A 16,269-nucleotide genomic window follows, 5' to 3' on the forward strand; every position below is an offset into this window, starting at 1 on the left:
TTTGGGAGCGCCACCGTCCGCGCGGACCGGGCCGCGCGGGGTCACCGCACCCGGCGCACCTTCAGCTTCTTCTTGATCGAGTTGTCCGCGGCCACCGTGCTCGAACCGCGGTACTCCGCCCAGACCGTGTAGCTGCCCTTCTTGAGCTTGGGCAGGGTGAAGACGTGCTTGCCCTTGTTGCGCGCGTGCAGCACCACCTTCTTGGTCTTGCCGCCGTAGTGCAGCACGACCGTCCCGGTCTCCTTGCCGGAGCCCGCGGCGTTGACCTTCACGGTGACCTTCGCCTTCTGCCGGGTCGTGAGCGTCGCATCCTTGATCGAGATCGTCGTGCGACTGTTCCACTTCGGCACGACCCGGACGGATGCGGCCGACACCGCCGCATCCGCCAGGTGCGCCGTCACGACCACGCCGATCGATGTGCCCACGGCGGAGATGGGCACCGTGAAGCTGGATCCGGTCGCCGCGGGGATCGCCGCGCCGTTCCTCGTCCACTGGTACGTGAACGTGAGCGGCGGGGCGCCGATGTTCCAGGTGCCCGTGGTCGCGCGCAGCTGGTGCCCGGGCGAACGGGTTCCCGTGATCGTCGGGAGCGCGGTGTTCGCGAGCGCCGGCATGGTGGCCGAGATCGACTGCGCGGCGGACGTCGCGGTGCCCGACAATCCGGATGCCGTCGACGTCGCCGTGACCCGCACCGAGATCGACTCGCCGACCGACGACGGCGGCGGCGTGTACGTCGCAGTGGTGGCGCCGGCGATCGGGTCGCCGTTGCCCAGCCACTGGTAGGCGAACGTCAGCTGCGCGGCGGGCTCGGTCCACGCGCCGGGGTCCGCCGTCAACGGCTCGCCCGCCACGAACGTCCCCGAGATGGTCGGCGCGGTCGTCGCGGCCGGCGCGGTCGGCGCCGGGTACGGCTCGAGCGAGACGAGCTGCGTCTTCGCGCCGGCGGCGTTGTGGAGGTGCACCATCATGACGCCCTCGGCGTCGTCGGCCGCGTATGCGGCCGCGTCGTAGCTCACCGTGAGAGCGCTCGGCCGGTCGTAGACGAGCGGACCGTAGCCGCCCGCGTCGACGACCGAGACTCCCGGGGCGAACAGGTCGACGGTGGGGCCGCCGCTCATCTCGAACGTCGCCGGATCGATCCAGATCGTGTCGACGGTCTGCGCGCCGGACGGGCCGTACGACTCGATCGCCCAGGAGACCCGCGGGTGCGATGCGTCGACCCCGAGCCCGGCGAGAGCGGCGAGCGAGAACGGCAGCACGATGGTGTCGGTGTCGTAGACCGCCGTGTCGATCGAGCCGTCGAGCCCGTTGAGGTACTGCCCGCTGCACCCGGCGCTCGTGCACAGCCACGACACGAACACGTCGGCGGAGTCGACGCCGCCGTCGGTGAGCCGGCCGTTGTACAGGTACGCGTCGTACTGCCCGTCGCCGTCCGTGTCCAGGTCGACGAAGATGTACGACTTGTTGGCCGGGGTCGTCATGACGCCGTGGGTCTGGATCGCGAAGTACCCGAGGTCGCCGTCGGTCGCGTAGCCGACGGCCGCGATGTCGCCCGCCCGGTCGTCGGGCGTCAGCGCGCAGTCGACGGTCACCTCGTCCGAGCACACCAGTGCCTCGCCGTCCGTGCCGAGCAGCTCGAAGCCTCCGCCGATCGATGCGACGTCGTCGGTGTGCGTCGAGAGCGCTCCGCTCGACGCCACCGGCGTTCCGGTCAGCGGGAGCGAGAGCGTCTGGGTCGGGGCGTCGGTGATGTTGAGCGCCGAGGGCTGCGTCATGCTCGATGTCGGTCGCGGCGCGGCATACACCGGCACCCGCAGCGGGTACCCGTCGCCCTGCGGTGCGAGGTCGACGCGACCGCTCGCCTCCGCGAGGTACTGCAGCACATCGCCCGAGACGTTGTCGTAGACGACGTCGCCGTCGACCGTCCCGCGTGTGGGGTCGAACGACTTCGCGAGGGTCGCCGGCTGGGCGACGGCGAAGGTCACGGCGACGGTCGAGGTGGCACCCGGCGCGACGGTGATCGTCGCGGGAGTCGCCGTGATCGCCGCACCCGGCACCGTCGTGATCGGCGTGTACGCGACGTCGAAGGCGACGGCATCCGTTCCCGTGTTCTCGACGGTGATGTCCTTCGTGAGACTCACCGGACTCGACACCTCGACCGGGCCGAACGAGATGCTCGCCACCGACGGGTCGTCCGCGCTGTACGCGAGCACCTGGGTGCCTACGGCCGCGGCCGCCTCGATCCGTCCGGCGCCGGCACGTGCCGGCGCGTAGATCTCGCCCGGGTCGGATGCCGCCGAGCCGTTCTCCGAGATGTCCTGCGTCGCGGTCGTGACGATGGCCGCCTTGACCTGCTCCGCCGACCAGCCGGGGTGGGCGGCGCGCACGAGCGCCGTCAGCCCGGCGACCATCGGGGTCGCCATGGAGGTGCCCGTGAACGAGGCCCCGTCGTCGCCGCTGCCGCTGAGCGAGGAGAACACGCTCGTGCCGACAGCCGAGACGTCGGGCTTGACGTTCCCCGCGGCGTGCACGCCGCGCGACGAGCTCGAGTTGATCTTGTCGTCGTCCTGCGGGAAGTCCTGCGTGACCGTGTTCACGGAGGTGCCGCTCACCGTCACCGTCTCGTCGTCCTCGAGCGCGGCACGGATCGCGTCGCCACCGGATTTCACGACGAGCACGCCGGGGATCTCGGTGTCACCGCTGATGCCCGCGGAGAAGGTCTCGTTCGAGTTCGCGAAGATGAAACCTCCGGCGCCGGCGGCGCGCAGGTTGGCGCCGCGTGCGATCGAGCCGCACTCGAGCGCGTCGTCCGTCCAGGTGATGAGCGGGATCTCGTCCGACGCGAAAGTACCCGCGGGATAGGCGGAGCACGCCGTCGTGTTGTCCGCCGGCGGCAGAACGACCGTGCCGGCGAGGTCGGGGTCGGCATCCCAGTCGTAGAGCACGGACCGGGTCACTCCGAACGTGTGATCGGCCCCGTCGATGGTGACCCGGACGCCGTCGATGACGCTGGATGCGTCCTGACTGTTCGCGACCGTGATGACCTTGCTCGCGTTGCCCGGGGAGCCGCCGATGTCGGTGGCGTCGCCCGCGTTCCCGCTCGCGACCACGACGTTGACGCCGAGCGCGACGGCCTCGTTCGCGATGACCGCGTCGCCCTCGAGCGCCGAGCCGAAATCGCTGCCGAGCGACATGTTGATCACGTCGGCGTGGTCGCTCGGGTCGCCGTCCCCGTTGGGGTCGACCGCCATGTCGATGGCCTCGGCCACGACGTCGGAGCTGCCGTCGCAGCCGAAGACGCGATACGCGAGCAACGAGGCCTCGGGAGCCATCCCGGGCCCGATCTTCAGGTCGCCGAACGGCGTGTCCGTGCCGTAGGAGCCCGTGTACGTGGAGCCGTCCGCGTTCTCGCCGTAGCCCGCGGCCGAGCCGGCGACGTGAGATCCGTGATCGTTGCAGTCGAGCGGGTTCGGATCCGGATGCGGCGTCGGCTGGTAGGTGTCGCTCGCCGGATCGGCGTCGTACGAGTCGCCGACGAGGTCGTAGCCGCCGATGACCTTGGCGCTGGGGAAGAGGGCCGGATCGGCCGCCGACGCCTCCGCGGCGTGGGCGGTGTCGTAGGCCGCCGTGGTGCCGGGGCCGCCGAAGTTCGCGTGCGTGTAGTCGATGCCGGTGTCGACGATGGCGATCTTCTCGCCCGCGCCGAGCACGCCGACGTTCTGCCACACCGACGGCGCGCCCTGCAGCGGAACCGCGGAGGAGTTGTCGAGCGATTTCGGCACGATCGGGTAGACCGCTCGAACGCCCTTGAGCCCGCTCAGCAGGTCGAAGTCGGCGACATCCGTCGTCACCGCCACGGCGGCGAGCACGCTGTGCGTTCGGTAGAGCACCGAGGCGCGCTTGGGCAGCTGTGCGATGAGCGCCTTCTGCGCGGCGGTCACCGTCGCGAGCTGCGACTTGGCGGCCGCGGCGGCCTTCGCGGCGGACATCGTCGTCCGCTTCGACGTGAAGGTGCGCAGCGTCGACGCGGTGTCGAGCTGCACGAGGAAGGCCTGGGTTCCGGACGACGGCAGGCCGGCCTTGATGTCGGCCGCCGTCGCCGCTGCCGCGCCCACCGACGGCGGCGTCGACGGGGTGAGGTGCGATGAGCTGCTCGACGGCGTCGTCGCGGCGGTCGCGGGCACGGAGACCGTTGCCGCGATAAGCGCCGCGGACGCAGCGGCGGCCAGCAGTCCGATCGTGCGTCGTCCCCTCCCCTCGTGGTCGCGGATGGCGGGAATGCGCACGGATGTCCTCGTTCTGTTGTGGTCCGACCCCGAGAGCCACGGGTGCGCTCAGGCTATAGACAGCCTCTTCTGCACCCCAAGAGAGGGCCGCCGAATCGCACGAAGTTTGCGCCGCGCACGATCGCGCGCAACGGATGCTTGACCGAACGCAATGATCGACCTCCGCTCGGGTTACGGGCATGTTTCCGCGACCCGGCGCCGGATGACCAACGTCCGGTGACGGCATCCTCTGCGGATGCTGCCACCGGCCGTTCAGGTCGGCCGCCGCGGACTACGCGAGGCGCGCGGCGAGGGCCTTGTCGAGCGTGTCGAGGAACTCCTCCGTGGTCTCCCACGCCTGGTCGGGGCCGACGAGCAGTGCGAGGTCCTTCGTCATGTGACCGCCCTCGACGGCCTTGATGACGACGTCCTCGAGCGTGTTCGCGAACTCCGCGAGGGCCGCGTTGTCGTCGAGCTTCGCCCGGTGCAGCAGGCCGCGGGTCCACGCGTAGATCGACGCGATCGGGTTCGTCGAGGTGGGCTTGCCCGCCTGGTGCTGGCGGTAGTGACGCGTGACCGTGCCGTGCGCCGCCTCCGCCTCGACGACCGCACCGTCGGGGGTGGTGAGCACGCTCGTCATGAGGCCGAGCGAGCCGAAGCCCTGCGCGACCGTGTCGCTCTGCACATCGCCGTCGTAGTTCTTGCACGCCCAGACGTAGCCGCCCTCCCACTTGAGCGAGGAGGCGACCATGTCATCGATGAGCCGATGCTCGTAGGTGAGCCCGGCGGCGTCGAACTGCTCCTTGAACTCGGCGTCGAAGATCTCCTGGAAGATGTCCTTGAAGCGGCCGTCGTACGCCTTGAGGATCGTGTTCTTCGTCGACAGGTACACCGGGTAGTTGCGCTGCAGGCCGTAGTTGAGGCTCGCGCGGGCGAAGTCGCGGATCGACGCATCCTGGTTGTACTGCACCTGCGCGATGCCGTCGTCGGGCGCGTCGTACACGTCGAACTTCAGCGGCTCGCTGCCGTCGGCCGGGGTGAACTCGACGGTGAGCTTGCCCTTGCCCTTGAACACGAAGTCGGTGGCGCGGTACTGGTCGCCGAACGCGTGGCGGCCGACGATGATCGGCTTGTTCCAGCCCGGCACGAGGCGCGGGATGTTGCTGATGATGATCGGCTCGCGGAAGATCACACCGCCGAGGATGTTGCGGATCGTGCCGTTCGGGCTCTTCCACATCTTCTTGAGCCCGAACTCCGTCACGCGCGCCTCGTCGGGCGTGATCGTGGCGCACTTCACGCCGACGCCGTGCCTCTGGATCGCATGCGCCGCGTCGATGGTGACCTGGTCATCCGTCGCGTCGCGGTTCTCGATGCCGAGGTCGTAGTACTCGAGATCGATGTCGAGGTACGGGTGGATCAGGGTGTCCTTGATCTTCTGCCAGATGATGCGCGTCATCTCGTCGCCGTCGAGCTCGACGACCGTTCCCTCGACCGTGATCTTGGCCATGCTGTCCTCCATCGGTTCGCGCCAGAAAGCCGGGATTCAGCCTATCGCCTCGGCGAGATATCTCGACATCGAGATATCTGCGCGGGGCGGGGCGGTTAGCCTGTGGGTATGTCGGAGCTGCGCCTCGAAGACCTCAACGCCGCGAACATCGTCGCGGCCAACAGCCTGACGCTGCGTCCCGGCCAGGAGCAGTTCGTCACGCCGACCTCGTACGCGATCGCGGATGCCGCGGTGAACCCCGCCACGACCTGGCCGCGGGTCGTCGTCGACGACGGCCGGGTGGTCGGATTCGTCCGGGCCAACTTCGACGCGGAGAACCCGCAGGAGGAGTTCCGCTGCTGCATCTGGCGGATCAACGTCGCCGCGGACGCCCAGGGCTCCGGTGTCGGCCGGTTCGTCGTCGCGGCCGTCGCCGACGAGGCCCGCCGCCGCGGCTTCGACCAGCTCACCGTGCTGTGGGAGCCGGGCGAGGAGGGCCCGGAGGCGTTCTTCCTCCGCGTCGGCTTCACCGTCATCGGCGAGACCCAGTACGGCGAGAGCATCGGCGCGATCGCTCTGTGAGCCCGAGCCGCAGTCCGGCGACGGATGCGGGAGCGAGCGACGACTTCGTCTCCCGCGTGCTCGAGGTCGTCGACGCCATCCCGGAGGGGCGGGCGATGGCGTACGGCGACGTCGCCGCCGCGATCGGATCGCGCGCGGCGCGCGGCGTCGGCCAGGTGATGGCGTACGGGGGCGCGGGGCATCCGTGGTGGCGCGTCGTGCGCGCGAGCGGGCACCCCGCCGTCGACCACGAGCACATCGCGCTCGAGTACTACCGCGCCGAGGGCACCCCGCTGCGCTGGTCGCGCGACGGCACGGTGTTCCGCGTCGACCTGGACGCTGCGCGCTGGTGGCCCGACGACGCGTCGTCCCCCGGCGGCGGCGACGACGAGGCGTCGATCGACCCCGACCGCCCGGTCGATCCGTTCGACTGACCGCGCCGGGACTCGTCGTCGGAGGATGACCCCCGCTGGATCACCCCCGCTGGTCGAGGCAGAGGATGACCCCCCGCCGGTCGAGGAGCGCGCGACGAAGTCGCCCGCGTCTCGAGACCACCACGAATCAGCCCGGTGGTCTCGAGACGCGACCTCGCTCCGCTCGGGCACTCCTCGACCAACGGACGACGAGTGGTCTCGAGACGCGACCTCGCTCCGCTCGGGCGCTCCTCGACCACCGGACGACGAGCAGCACGATCACACCAGAGCGTCGCGCCAAGCCGCGTGCAACCGAGCGAAGCGGAGGACGACCCCCCGCTGGTCGAGGAGCGCGCGACGAAGTCGCCCGCGTCTCGAGACCACCACAACTCCCTCGGCCGAACGAGTGGTCTCGAGACGCGACCTCGCTCCGCTCGGGCGCTCCTCGACCACCGGACGACGAGCAGCTCGATCACACCAGAGTGTCGCGCCAAGCCGCGTGCAACTGGGCGAAGCGGCCGGTGCCCGCGATGAGCTCCGCGGGCGTGCCGTCCTCGACGAGCCGGCCGTGCTCCATCACGAGCACGCGGTCGGCGATCGCGACCGTCGACAGCCGGTGCGCGATGATCACCGCGGTGCGGTCGGCGAGCAGGGTCTGAAGCGCCTCCTGCACGAGGCGTTCGCTCGGGATGTCGAGCGACGCCGTCGCCTCGTCGAGGATGAGCACGCGCGGGTTCGCGAGGAACGCCCGCGCGAACGAGAGCAGCTGCCGCTGCCCGGCCGAGACCCGCCCGCCGCGCTTGTTCACGTCGGTGTCGTAGCCGTTCGGCAGCTGCTCGATGAACGCGTGCGCGCCGACGGCCTTCGCGGCCTCGATGATCTGCTCCCGCGTGGCCTCGGGGTTGCCGAGCGCGATGTTCTCGGCGACCGAGCCGGAGAACAGGTACGACTCCTGCGTGACCATGACGATCGCGCGGCGCAGGTCCTTGGGGTGCAGCTGGCGCAGGTCCACGCCGTCGAGCAGCACGCGCCCGTCGGTCGGGTCGTAGAAGCGCGAGATGAGCTTCGCGAGCGTCGACTTGCCGGCACCCGTCGAGCCGACGAGTGCGATCGTCTGGCCCGCCGGGATGTCGAGGTCGAAGCGCGGCAGCACCACCGCATCCGCCCGGTACGCGAAGTGCACGCGCTCGAACCGCACGTGTCCCTTCGCCTGCCAGAGGTCGATGGGCGTCGTCGGATCGGCGACCGTCGGGCTCTCCTCGAGCACGCCCGAGATCTTCTCGAGCGCCGCGGCGGCGGACTGGTAGCCGTTGTAGAACATCGCGAGGTCCTGAGCGGGCGAGAAGAACTGCCGCACGTAGAGCACGACCGCGAGCAGCGCGCCGATCGCGAGCGCCCCGGATGCCACGCGGAGCCCGCCTACGAGCACCGTGACGGCGAGCGCGACGTTGCCGATGAGCACGAGGCCCGGGTCGAAGACGCCGAACAGGCCGATGACCTTCGCGTTGACGTCGCGGTACTCCTCGACGAGGTCGCCGAACTCGCGCTCGTTGCGCTTCTCCTTGCGGAACGCCTTGACCGCACGGATGCCGGTCATCGTCTCGACGAAGTGCACGATGACCTTCGCGCTCGCCACGCGCGAGCGGCGGAACAGCACCTGCGAGCTGCGCTGGAACCAGCGCGACAGGATCGCGAGCGGCACGAGCGAGACGAGCAGCACGAGCCCCGCGGTCGGGTCGGTGATGACGAGCGCGACGGCCGTGAACGCCATGTAGAGCACGCCCTGCACGAGGTTGTTGAGGCCGCCGTCGAGCAGTTCGCGGATCGAGTCCAGGTCACTCGTCTGCCGCGCGATGATGCGGCCCGACGTGTAGCTCTCGTGGAAGTCGAGCGACAGCCGCTGCGTCTGCCGGAACACGCGCGTGCGCAGCTCGAGCAGCACGGCCTGGCTGATGCGCGCCGTCCAGACCTGGTACGAGTACATGAGCACCGCGCCGACGACGGATGCCGCGGCGAACGTGCCGACCGCGATCGCGATGGGCACCGGGTCGCCGCCCGTGAGCGCCGGCAGGCCGGTGTCGATGCCGTACGCGATGAGCAGCGGGCCCGCGACGCGCAGCACCGTCGAGATCACGACGACCACGACGGTGACCACGAGCCGGCCGCGCAGCGGGCGCACGAGGGACCCGAGCAGCCGCAGCGAGCGGTCGCGCATCGCGCGGCTCTCCGCCCGGGAGAGGTCGCTGCGCTCCTCGTCCTGCACTCCGATGAGACTCATCGCACGACCTCCTCGCGGGCGTCCCCGCGCTCCGCTTCCAGACTCGAGATGACGAACCGGTAGTGCTCGTTCGTCGCGATCAGCTCGGAGTGCGGGCCGACCGCGACGATGCGGCCGTCGCGCAGCACGGCGACCCGGTCGGCGAGCGCGACGGTCGACGGCCGGTGCGCGACGATGAGCGCTGTGGTCGTCGTGAGCACGCGCCGCAGCGCCTCCTCGACGAGCGCCTCGGTGTCGACGTCGAGCGCCGACAGCGGGTCGTCGAGCACGAGGATGTCGGGTCGTGCCGCGACCGCCCGGGCGAGCGCGAGCCGCTGGCGCTGGCCGCCGGAGAGCGACAGCCCCTCCTCGCCGATGATCGTGTCGAGGCCCTGCGGCAGCTCGCGCGCGAACGAGGCCTGCGCGATGTCGAGCGCCTCGTCCACATCCGCCGGCGATCCCTCGGGGCGGCCGAGCAGCACGTTCTCGCGCACGGATGCCGAGAACAGCGTCGCGTCCTCGAAGGCCATCGCGATGCGCGCCCGCAGCTCGTGGCGGCGCAGGCGCCGGATGTCGACGCCGTCGATCTCGATCGAGCCGCCGGTCACCTCGTAGAGCCGGGTGGTGAGGGCGGTGAGCGTCGACTTGCCGCTGCCGGTCAGGCCGACGAGCGCCATGGTCTCGCCGGCACGGATGTCGAGGTCGACGCCGTCGACGAGGTCGCGCGTGCCGGCGGGCGCATCCGGGTAGCGGAAGTGCACGCCGCGGAAGGCGAGGCGTCCGTGCGGCTCGGCGATGGTCTGCGGGTCGTCGGGCTCGACGATCGTGTCGGGCTCGTCGAGCACCTCGAAGAGCCGGTCGACGGCCGTGCGGGTGTCGAACGTCATCGAGAGCAGGAAGCCGATGCTCTCCACGGGGAAGCGGAGCACCGTCGCCGTGGCGAAGAACGCGGTGAGCTCGCCGATCGTGAGCTGCCCCGCGGAGGCCTGCAGCACGCCGATGAGCAGGCAGATCGCCCACGTGACGTCGGGCACGAGCAGCAGCCACAGCCAGAGGTTCGCGACGGCGCGCGCCTTCTCGATCTCGGTGCCGCGCAGTTCCTCGGCCTGGCGCGCGAAGCTCGCGAGCGCGTGCTTGCCGCGTCCGAAGGCCTTGAGCACGCGGATGCCGTGCACGCTCTCCTCGACCGCGGTCGCGAGGTCGCCCTGCTGGTCCTGGCTGCGCCGCGCGACGACGTGGTAGCGCTTCTCGAACGCGAAGCTGATCATCGCGACGGGAACGGACAGCACGACGAACACGAGCCCGAGCAGCGGCGAGATGCTCACCAGGAAGCCGATGCCGACGACGATCGTGACGAGGTTGACGACGAGCAGCACGAGCCCGAACGAGAGCCAGCGACGGATGAGGTTGAGGTCGCTCACCGCGCGGGACAGCAGCTGGCCGCTCGGCCAGCGGTCGTGGAACGCGACCGGCAGGTTCTGCAGGTGCGCGTACAGCCGGTTGCGCATCGCGGCCTCGACGTGCGTGCCGGGGGTCAGCACGAACCAGCGCCGGAGCGCGATCATCACCGCCTCGCCGATGCCGAGCGCGAGCACGACGACGAACGCGATCCAGACGGCGCTCGCGTCGCCGTCGGAGAGCGGGCCGTCGACGAGCGCGCGCAGCACCTGCGGGATGAGCAGCGCGACGATGCCGGCGAACAGGGCGGCCACCATGCCGAGCACGATGCGGGACAGGGCAGGGCGCACGAACGGCAGCAGGCGCCCGATGGCGCGCACGACGCCGAGCTGCGAGCCGTCGGGGGAAGGGGAATCAGGGGAAGGGGAAGGGGTCGACGAGGACAACGGAGAACCCGGGTTTCAGATGGGGGCGTCGAGCGACGCCGGGCAGAACGGAGAACGGGCGCGGCCTGAGCCGCGGGACACGGAACGGATGCGCGTGGGGCCGGGCGTCAGCGCGCCCGGCGGTGCGGTCGCCGGGACGCTGGCGCGTCCGTGCCCGCAGTATTCGTTCGCGCGGCATCCGTGCCCGCAGTACTCGTGCCCGCCGCACCGCGCGAGCGCACGGCGCTGAGGACCACGAGGCGACGGGTGGTGACGGTGGCAGTCATGGTGCTCTCCTCGTGGCTGGATGACCACGTCGCGGGCGCGGCGCAGCCCTCCAGCCTAGGCCGCTCGTCGCGCGCGGCGCAACAGCACGGTGCTTGCCGCTCTCCTCTCGGTCGAGGAGCCCGCGAGCGCAACCACCACCCCGCTGGCCGAGGAGCCCGCGAGCGCAGCGAGCCGGCGTCTCGAGACCATCTCTCGCCGAGAAGATCCGTGGTGGTCTCGAGACGCGAGCGACGCTTCGCGTCGCGCGCTCCTCGACCAGCGGGCGGACAAGCGACTCCGCCGCGCGCTCCTCGACCAACGGGAGGGACAAGCGACTCCGTCGCGCGCTCCTCGACCAGCGGGGAGTGGAGCGCGTCAGCGGATGCGGATCGACAGGCAGGTGACGCAGCCGTCGAGCTTCTCGAACTCCGAGACGTCGACCGTCACGACGCGGTAGCCGAGGCTCTCGACGAGCTCGGCACTGCGGGGTGCCGAGGCGGCCATGAGCACCGCATCCGCCGCGAGCACGACGACGTGCGCGCCCTCGGGCTCGGGCACCTCGAGGTACCGCTCGAACACGCGCGGGTCGTCGACCGTGGTCGGGTGGCCGAGCACGGTACCGTCGGGCAGCGCCGTGACGGCGCTCTTCAGGTGCAGCACTTTCGTCACCGGCACGGCGACGACGCGGTGGCCGGTGTCGGCGAGCAGGGCGCGCAGCTGACGGATGCCCTCCGCGTTCGTGCGACCGCCGCGCCCGACGTAGACGGTGCGGCCGACCTTGAGCACGTCGCCGCCGTCGAGCGTTCCCGGCTCGGCGATGCGCTCGATGCGCAGACCGAGCTCGGCGAGCGACGCCTCGACCTCGGGGGTCTCGGCGAGCCGCGACGCGGCGCCGGGGCGCGTGACGACCGCGGTGTCGCCGAACACGACCGCGGCGTCCTCGACGAAGACGCTGTCGGCGAGTGTGTTCGCCGGCTCGACCTCGATCGTGCTCCAGCCGTTCTCGAGCAGGGCCGACACGTACGCGTCCCACTGGTCGTTCGCGAGGTCCAGGTCGATCGCCGGCCGCTCGGCGGACCGGACGATGCCGTCGGCGAGCGTGTCGGCGGGCACGCGCACGAGGGCGACCCGGCGCGCGATCGCGACCGCGGCATCCGTCGGACGCAGCACGCGGCGGGTCAGCCGCGGTCCGATGAAGACGGCGCCGAGGGTGGCGGCGACGACGAACGGCAGGTTGACGCCGATGAGCAGCGCGAGCTGGTCGAGCACGGATGCGGCCTGGCCGTTCGAGGCCGCGTAGATGGTGGTGCCGCCGAGCGCCGAGGCGATGGCGAAGATCAGTCCCGTGACGAGCGCGACGTACCAGGTGCGGAAGATGCCGATGAACCCGAACACGAACAGCGCGATGAGCAGCAGCAGGCTCGACGCGAGGAACCGGTCGTGCACCGCCGGGATGAGCTGCGCGTTCGAGCTCAGCTGGTTGGCGACCACGAACACGAAGATCGTGGCGAGGTGGGCGGTGAGCGCGATGGCGACGGCGCTCGAGAGCGACGCGATGATGCGGCGGGCGATCGTGGGTGCGGGCACCAGTCGAGGGTAGTGGACCGCGGGTCGTGCGAACGCCGAGAGCGCGTCGGCGCTCGGTTCGGCCGCCGGCGGCTCAGTGGAAGAAGTGCCGCTCGCCCGTGAAGTACATCGTGGCGCCCGCGGCGCGCGCCGCGGCGATGACCTCCTCGTCGCGGATCGAGCCGCCCGGCTGCACGATCGCCCGCACGCCCGCGTCGAGCAGGATCTGCGCACCGTCGGCGAACGGGAAGAACGCGTCGGATGCGGCGACCGAGCCCGCGGCCCGGTCACCCGCGCGCTCCACGGCCAGGCGGCACGAGTCCACCCGGTTGACCTGGCCCATCCCGACGCCGACGGATGCCCCGCCCGACGCGAGCAGGATGCCGTTCGACTTCACGGCGCGCGACGCCCGCCAGGCGAACTCGAGGTCGGCGGCGGTCGCCTCGTCCGCGGCGGGACCGGCGACGAGCGTCCAGTCGGCGAACGGGGTGAACCGCTGGTCCGCGTCCTGCACGAGCCAGCCGCCGGAGAGCTGCTTGAGCTCGAGGCTCGTGCGCGCGAAGCCGTCGGGCAGGCGCAGCACGCGCAGGTTCTTCTTGGCGGTGAGGATCGCGAGCGCCTCGGGCTCGAAGTCGGGCGCGACGACGACCTCCGTGAAGATCGGCGCGATCGACTCGGCGGCTGCGGCCGTGATCGTGCGGTTGGAGGCGATCACGCCGCCGTAGGCCGAGACCGGGTCGCACGCGTGCGCGGCGGCGTGCGCCGCGGCGATGTCGTCGGCCGTCGCGATGCCGCACGGGTTCGCGTGCTTGATGATCGCGATCGCGGGGGTGGCGAAGTCGTAGGCGGCCCGCACCGCGGCATCCGCGTCGACGTAGTTGTTGTACGACATCTCCTTGCCGTTCAGCTGCTCGGCCTGGGCGATGCCGGCGCCGCCCTCGCTCGGGTACAGGCCGGCGCGCTGGTGGGCGTTCTCGCCGTAGCGCAGGTCGGCGCGCTTGCCGGCCGTGACGAGCAGCCGGTCGGGCAGCGCGTCCGGGTCGGCGGTGAGCCCGACGTTGGCGGCGAACCACGCGGCGACCGCGGCGTCGTAGGCCGCGGTGTGCGCGAACGCCTTCGCGGCGAGGCGCTGGCGCTGCGCGAGGGTCGTGCCGCCGAGGGTGAGCGCCTTGACGACCTGCGGGTAGTCCGCGGGTGAGGTCACGATCGCGACGTTCGCGTGGTTCTTGGCGCTCGCGCGCACCATGGCCGGCCCGCCGATGTCGATCTGCTCGATGACCGCGTCGCCGACGGCGCCCGACGCGACCGTCTCGACGAACGGGTACAGGTTGGAGACGACGAGCTCGAACGGCGCGATCCCCTGCTCGGCGAGCTGGGCCTCGTGCGACTCGAGGCGCAGGTCGGCGAGCAGTCCGGAGTGGATGGTGGGGTGCAGCGTGCGCACGCGTCCGTCGAGCGACTCGGGATATCCGGTGACCTCGCCGACCTCGAGCACGGAGTAGCCGGCGGTGCGGATGACGTTCGCGGTCGAGCCGGTCGAGACGATCTCGACCCCGGCATCCGCGAGCGCTCCGGCGAGTTCGACGAGACCGTGCTTGTCGCTCACGGAGACGAGCGCGCGCCGGATGGGCACGACGTCGCGATGACGGTAGCGGCTGGGGTCGATGGCGGGACCGCTCATGCGGGCGAGAGCTCCTCGGTGTCGGGCGAATCGGTGTCGGGCGAATCGGGGCCGAACGCCCCGAGGTCGATGGTGCCGGTGGCGATCGCGGCGACCGTCTCGATGAGCAGGCGGCGCTCGACGAGCTTGATGCGGTCGTGCAGCGTCGCCTCGGTGTCCTCGGGCAGCACCGGGATGCGCTCCTGGGCGAGGATCGGACCGGTGTCGACCCCGGCGTCGACGACGATGACGCTCGCGCCGGTCTGCTCGACGCCCGCGGCGAGCGCGTCGCGCACGCCGTGCGCACCCGGGAACTCGGGCAGGTACGCCGGGTGCGTGTTGATCAGGCGCGGGCCGAGCCGCTCGACGACGCGCTCGGGCAGCAGCTTCATGAATCCCGAGAGCACGACGAGGTCGGGGTCCCAGACCAGGATCTGCTCGAGCAGCGCGTCGCCCCAGGCGGCACGGTCGGCGAAGCTGGACAGCGCGACGGCGAACGTCGGGATGCCGAAGTCCGCGGCGTGGTCGAAGCCCTCGGCGTCGCGGTCGGCGCCGATCGCGACCACGCGGGCCGGGAAGTCCGGGTGCTCGGCGGCCTCGAGCAGCGCGCGGAGGTTCGATCCCCCACCCGAGATGAGCACGACCACCGAGAGCACGACAGCGAGCCTACCGAGCGGGAGCGCGCTCAGCCCCGCGAGCGCCGCGACGCGACGGCGAGCGCGATGACGGATGCCGCGGCGAACTCGAGCGCCGCGAAGCCCCCGACGGCGAACGCGTCCGGGCCGACGTCGGCGAGCCGCCCGGGCCCGACGGACCCGCTCGCGAGCCAGGCGAGCAGCCCGAGCAGCGCGCCGCCGACGATGCCGATGCCGAGGCCGACCGCGACGATGCGTCCCGGCGCGGGCGGGGCGTGCTCGGCGAGCCGGGGGTGCACGACGAGCCCCGCGAGGAACGCCGCGACGACCGGGATCGCGAGCCCGACGAAGCCCCAGGCGAGCGCGCCCTCGGGCAGCGCGCCGAGCACGGGGATCGCGGGCACCGGCCCGAGGCTCGTGCCGACGGGCGACACCGTCGATCCGGTGCCGAGCGCGAATCCGGGGCCGACGAGCCACGATGCGGCCCAGACGACGAGGTCGGGCAGCAGCGCGAGCTGGCCGAGGGTGAGGGCGATGCCGCCGAGCACCTCGGCGTGCAGCGACTCGTAGAGCGTGATGATGCGCGCGTAGCCGGCGACGAGCAGCACGGCCACGAGCAGGGCGGCCACGAGCACGACGGATGCCGTCGCGAACGCCCCGCCGGCGAGCACCGCGCGCCACGAGTCGCGCGTCTCCGGACGCCAGTCGGCGACCCAGTCGCGCAGCGAGCTGCCGTTGTCGTCGCCCTCCGCGCGCCGGGTGCGCAGCGAGCCGACGACGACCCCGACCGCGAACACGAGCGTCGGGGCGATGACGGCCTGGGCGATGTCGGTCGAGGCCGCGGGGTGCTGCGCCGTGAGCGCGAGGCCGAGGCTCAGCACCGCGAACGTGCCGATCGCGACGACCTCCCCGAACACACGGAAGCGCGTCTCGGCCACGCGCCGCCCGGCCCGCACCGCGAGCGCGAGGGTGAGCCCTGCGAAGCCGAGCGCGGCGATCGAGACGGCGAAGCGCGCGTCGCTCCCCGCGAGTCCGAGCGCGGATGCCGTGGCCGGGTCGAGCGCGATGCTCACGTCGACGCCGTGGCCGACGAGCCAGGTGTCGACGCCCGCCCGCCAGAACGCGCCCCAGTCGAGCGCGAAGCCGAACTGCACGGCCCACACGATGGTGAGCATCGCGAGCGGGATGCCGACCCCGACCCCGACGACGAGCAGCGCCTCGAGCGCGGCGAACACGGCGGTGAGCGGTCGGTTCATGGCGCTCGCGAGCCTATCGGCGACCCCGGCGCGCCCCGGGCCGCCCCGCCGCGCGCGCCGGAGCGGCCGGGAGGGCCGGG

At 71.7% G+C, this 16,269-nt stretch carries 11 protein-coding genes; 2 read left to right on the forward strand and 9 right to left on the reverse strand.

All coding sequences use genetic code 11. The features are described 5' to 3' along the window. Positions 1 to 41: 41 nt before the first annotated feature. Positions 42 to 4,286 carry a S8 family serine peptidase gene (locus QT381_RS00065; RefSeq protein ID WP_289246515.1) on the reverse strand — a complete coding sequence of 1,415 codons (4,245 nt, stop codon included), beginning with the start codon at positions 4,284 to 4,286 and terminating at the stop codon, positions 42 to 44. A gap of 271 nt (positions 4,287 to 4,557) precedes the next feature. Continuing rightward, the gene (locus QT381_RS00070) at positions 4,558 to 5,772 is read right to left on the reverse strand and encodes an NADP-dependent isocitrate dehydrogenase (protein WP_289246516.1); all 1,215 of its coding nucleotides are present in this window, start codon (positions 5,770 to 5,772) and stop codon (positions 4,558 to 4,560) included. A 108-nt stretch (positions 5,773 to 5,880) separates the two neighbouring features. On the opposite strand from QT381_RS00070, the gene QT381_RS00075 reads away from it, so the two are divergent. Further along, positions 5,881 to 6,333, forward strand: a complete 453-nt coding sequence (locus tag QT381_RS00075; protein WP_289246518.1) for a GNAT family N-acetyltransferase — start codon at positions 5,881 to 5,883, stop codon at positions 6,331 to 6,333. Further along, positions 6,330 to 6,746, forward strand: a complete 417-nt coding sequence (locus QT381_RS00080) for an MGMT family protein (protein WP_289246520.1) — start codon at positions 6,330 to 6,332, stop codon at positions 6,744 to 6,746. The genes QT381_RS00075 and QT381_RS00080 overlap by 4 nt, the downstream gene beginning before the upstream one ends. Before the next feature lie 451 nt (positions 6,747 to 7,197). Here the strand turns inward: QT381_RS00080 and QT381_RS00085 are convergent, their stop codons facing one another. The 7 genes from QT381_RS00085 to QT381_RS00115 all read right to left on the reverse strand — a co-directional run bounded on the left by QT381_RS00085 (position 7,198) and on the right by QT381_RS00115 (position 16,189). Next, positions 7,198 to 9,003, reverse strand: coding sequence for an ABC transporter ATP-binding protein (locus tag QT381_RS00085; protein ID WP_289246521.1), 1,806 nt, complete (start codon positions 9,001 to 9,003; stop codon positions 7,198 to 7,200). Then, positions 9,000 to 10,697 (reverse strand): ABC transporter ATP-binding protein, encoded by a 1,698-nt coding sequence (locus QT381_RS00090; RefSeq protein ID WP_289246855.1) that lies wholly within the window; start codon positions 10,695 to 10,697, stop codon positions 9,000 to 9,002. Before QT381_RS00090 ends, QT381_RS00085 begins: the two co-directional genes overlap by 4 nt. 236 nt (positions 10,698 to 10,933) lie before the next feature. After that, positions 10,934 to 11,092 (reverse strand): hypothetical protein, encoded by a 159-nt coding sequence (locus tag QT381_RS00095; RefSeq protein ID WP_289246522.1) that lies wholly within the window; start codon positions 11,090 to 11,092, stop codon positions 10,934 to 10,936. 355 nt (positions 11,093 to 11,447) lie between these two features. Further along, entirely contained in the window at positions 11,448 to 12,659 is a 1,212-nt protein-coding gene (gene ddaH / locus QT381_RS00100) for a dimethylargininase (RefSeq protein WP_289246524.1), read from the reverse strand. Between the two features lie 73 nt (positions 12,660 to 12,732). Beyond that, on the reverse strand, positions 12,733 to 14,319 hold the full coding sequence (purH, locus tag QT381_RS00105) for a bifunctional phosphoribosylaminoimidazolecarboxamide formyltransferase/IMP cyclohydrolase (protein WP_289246525.1): 1,587 nt from the start codon (positions 14,317 to 14,319) through the stop codon (positions 12,733 to 12,735). Next, positions 14,316 to 14,954 carry a phosphoribosylglycinamide formyltransferase gene (gene purN, locus QT381_RS00110; RefSeq protein WP_289246526.1) on the reverse strand — a complete coding sequence of 213 codons (639 nt, stop codon included), beginning with the start codon at positions 14,952 to 14,954 and terminating at the stop codon, positions 14,316 to 14,318. The genes purH and purN overlap by 4 nt, the downstream gene beginning before the upstream one ends. A gap of 29 nt (positions 14,955 to 14,983) precedes the next feature. Further along, positions 14,984 to 16,189, reverse strand: a complete 1,206-nt coding sequence (locus tag QT381_RS00115) for a cell division protein PerM (RefSeq protein WP_289246528.1) — start codon at positions 16,187 to 16,189, stop codon at positions 14,984 to 14,986. Positions 16,190 to 16,269: the final 80 nt, after the last annotated feature.

The organism is Galbitalea sp. SE-J8, assembly GCF_030345695.1.
GTDB lineage: Bacteria > Actinomycetota > Actinomycetes > Actinomycetales > Microbacteriaceae > JAUASV01.

What these genes read in the sequence shown, in the direction of transcription:
- QT381_RS00075 (WP_289246518.1), top strand. Translation starts at nt 5,881, where the DNA reads ATGTCGGAGCTGCGCCTCGAAGACCTCAACGCCGCGAACATCGTCGCG.
- QT381_RS00095 (WP_289246522.1), bottom strand. Translation starts at nt 11,092, where the DNA reads ATGACTGCCACCGTCACCACCCGTCGCCTCGTGGTCCTCAGCGCCGTG.
- QT381_RS00085 (WP_289246521.1), bottom strand. Translation starts at nt 9,003, where the DNA reads ATGAGTCTCATCGGAGTGCAGGACGAGGAGCGCAGCGACCTCTCCCGG.
- QT381_RS00070 (WP_289246516.1), bottom strand. Translation starts at nt 5,772, where the DNA reads ATGGCCAAGATCACGGTCGAGGGAACGGTCGTCGAGCTCGACGGCGAC.
- purH (WP_289246525.1), bottom strand. Translation starts at nt 14,319, where the DNA reads ATGAGCGGTCCCGCCATCGACCCCAGCCGCTACCGTCATCGCGACGTC.
- QT381_RS00090 (WP_289246855.1), bottom strand. Translation starts at nt 10,697, where the DNA reads ATGGTGGCCGCCCTGTTCGCCGGCATCGTCGCGCTGCTCATCCCGCAG.
- QT381_RS00115 (WP_289246528.1), bottom strand. Translation starts at nt 16,189, where the DNA reads ATGAACCGACCGCTCACCGCCGTGTTCGCCGCGCTCGAGGCGCTGCTC.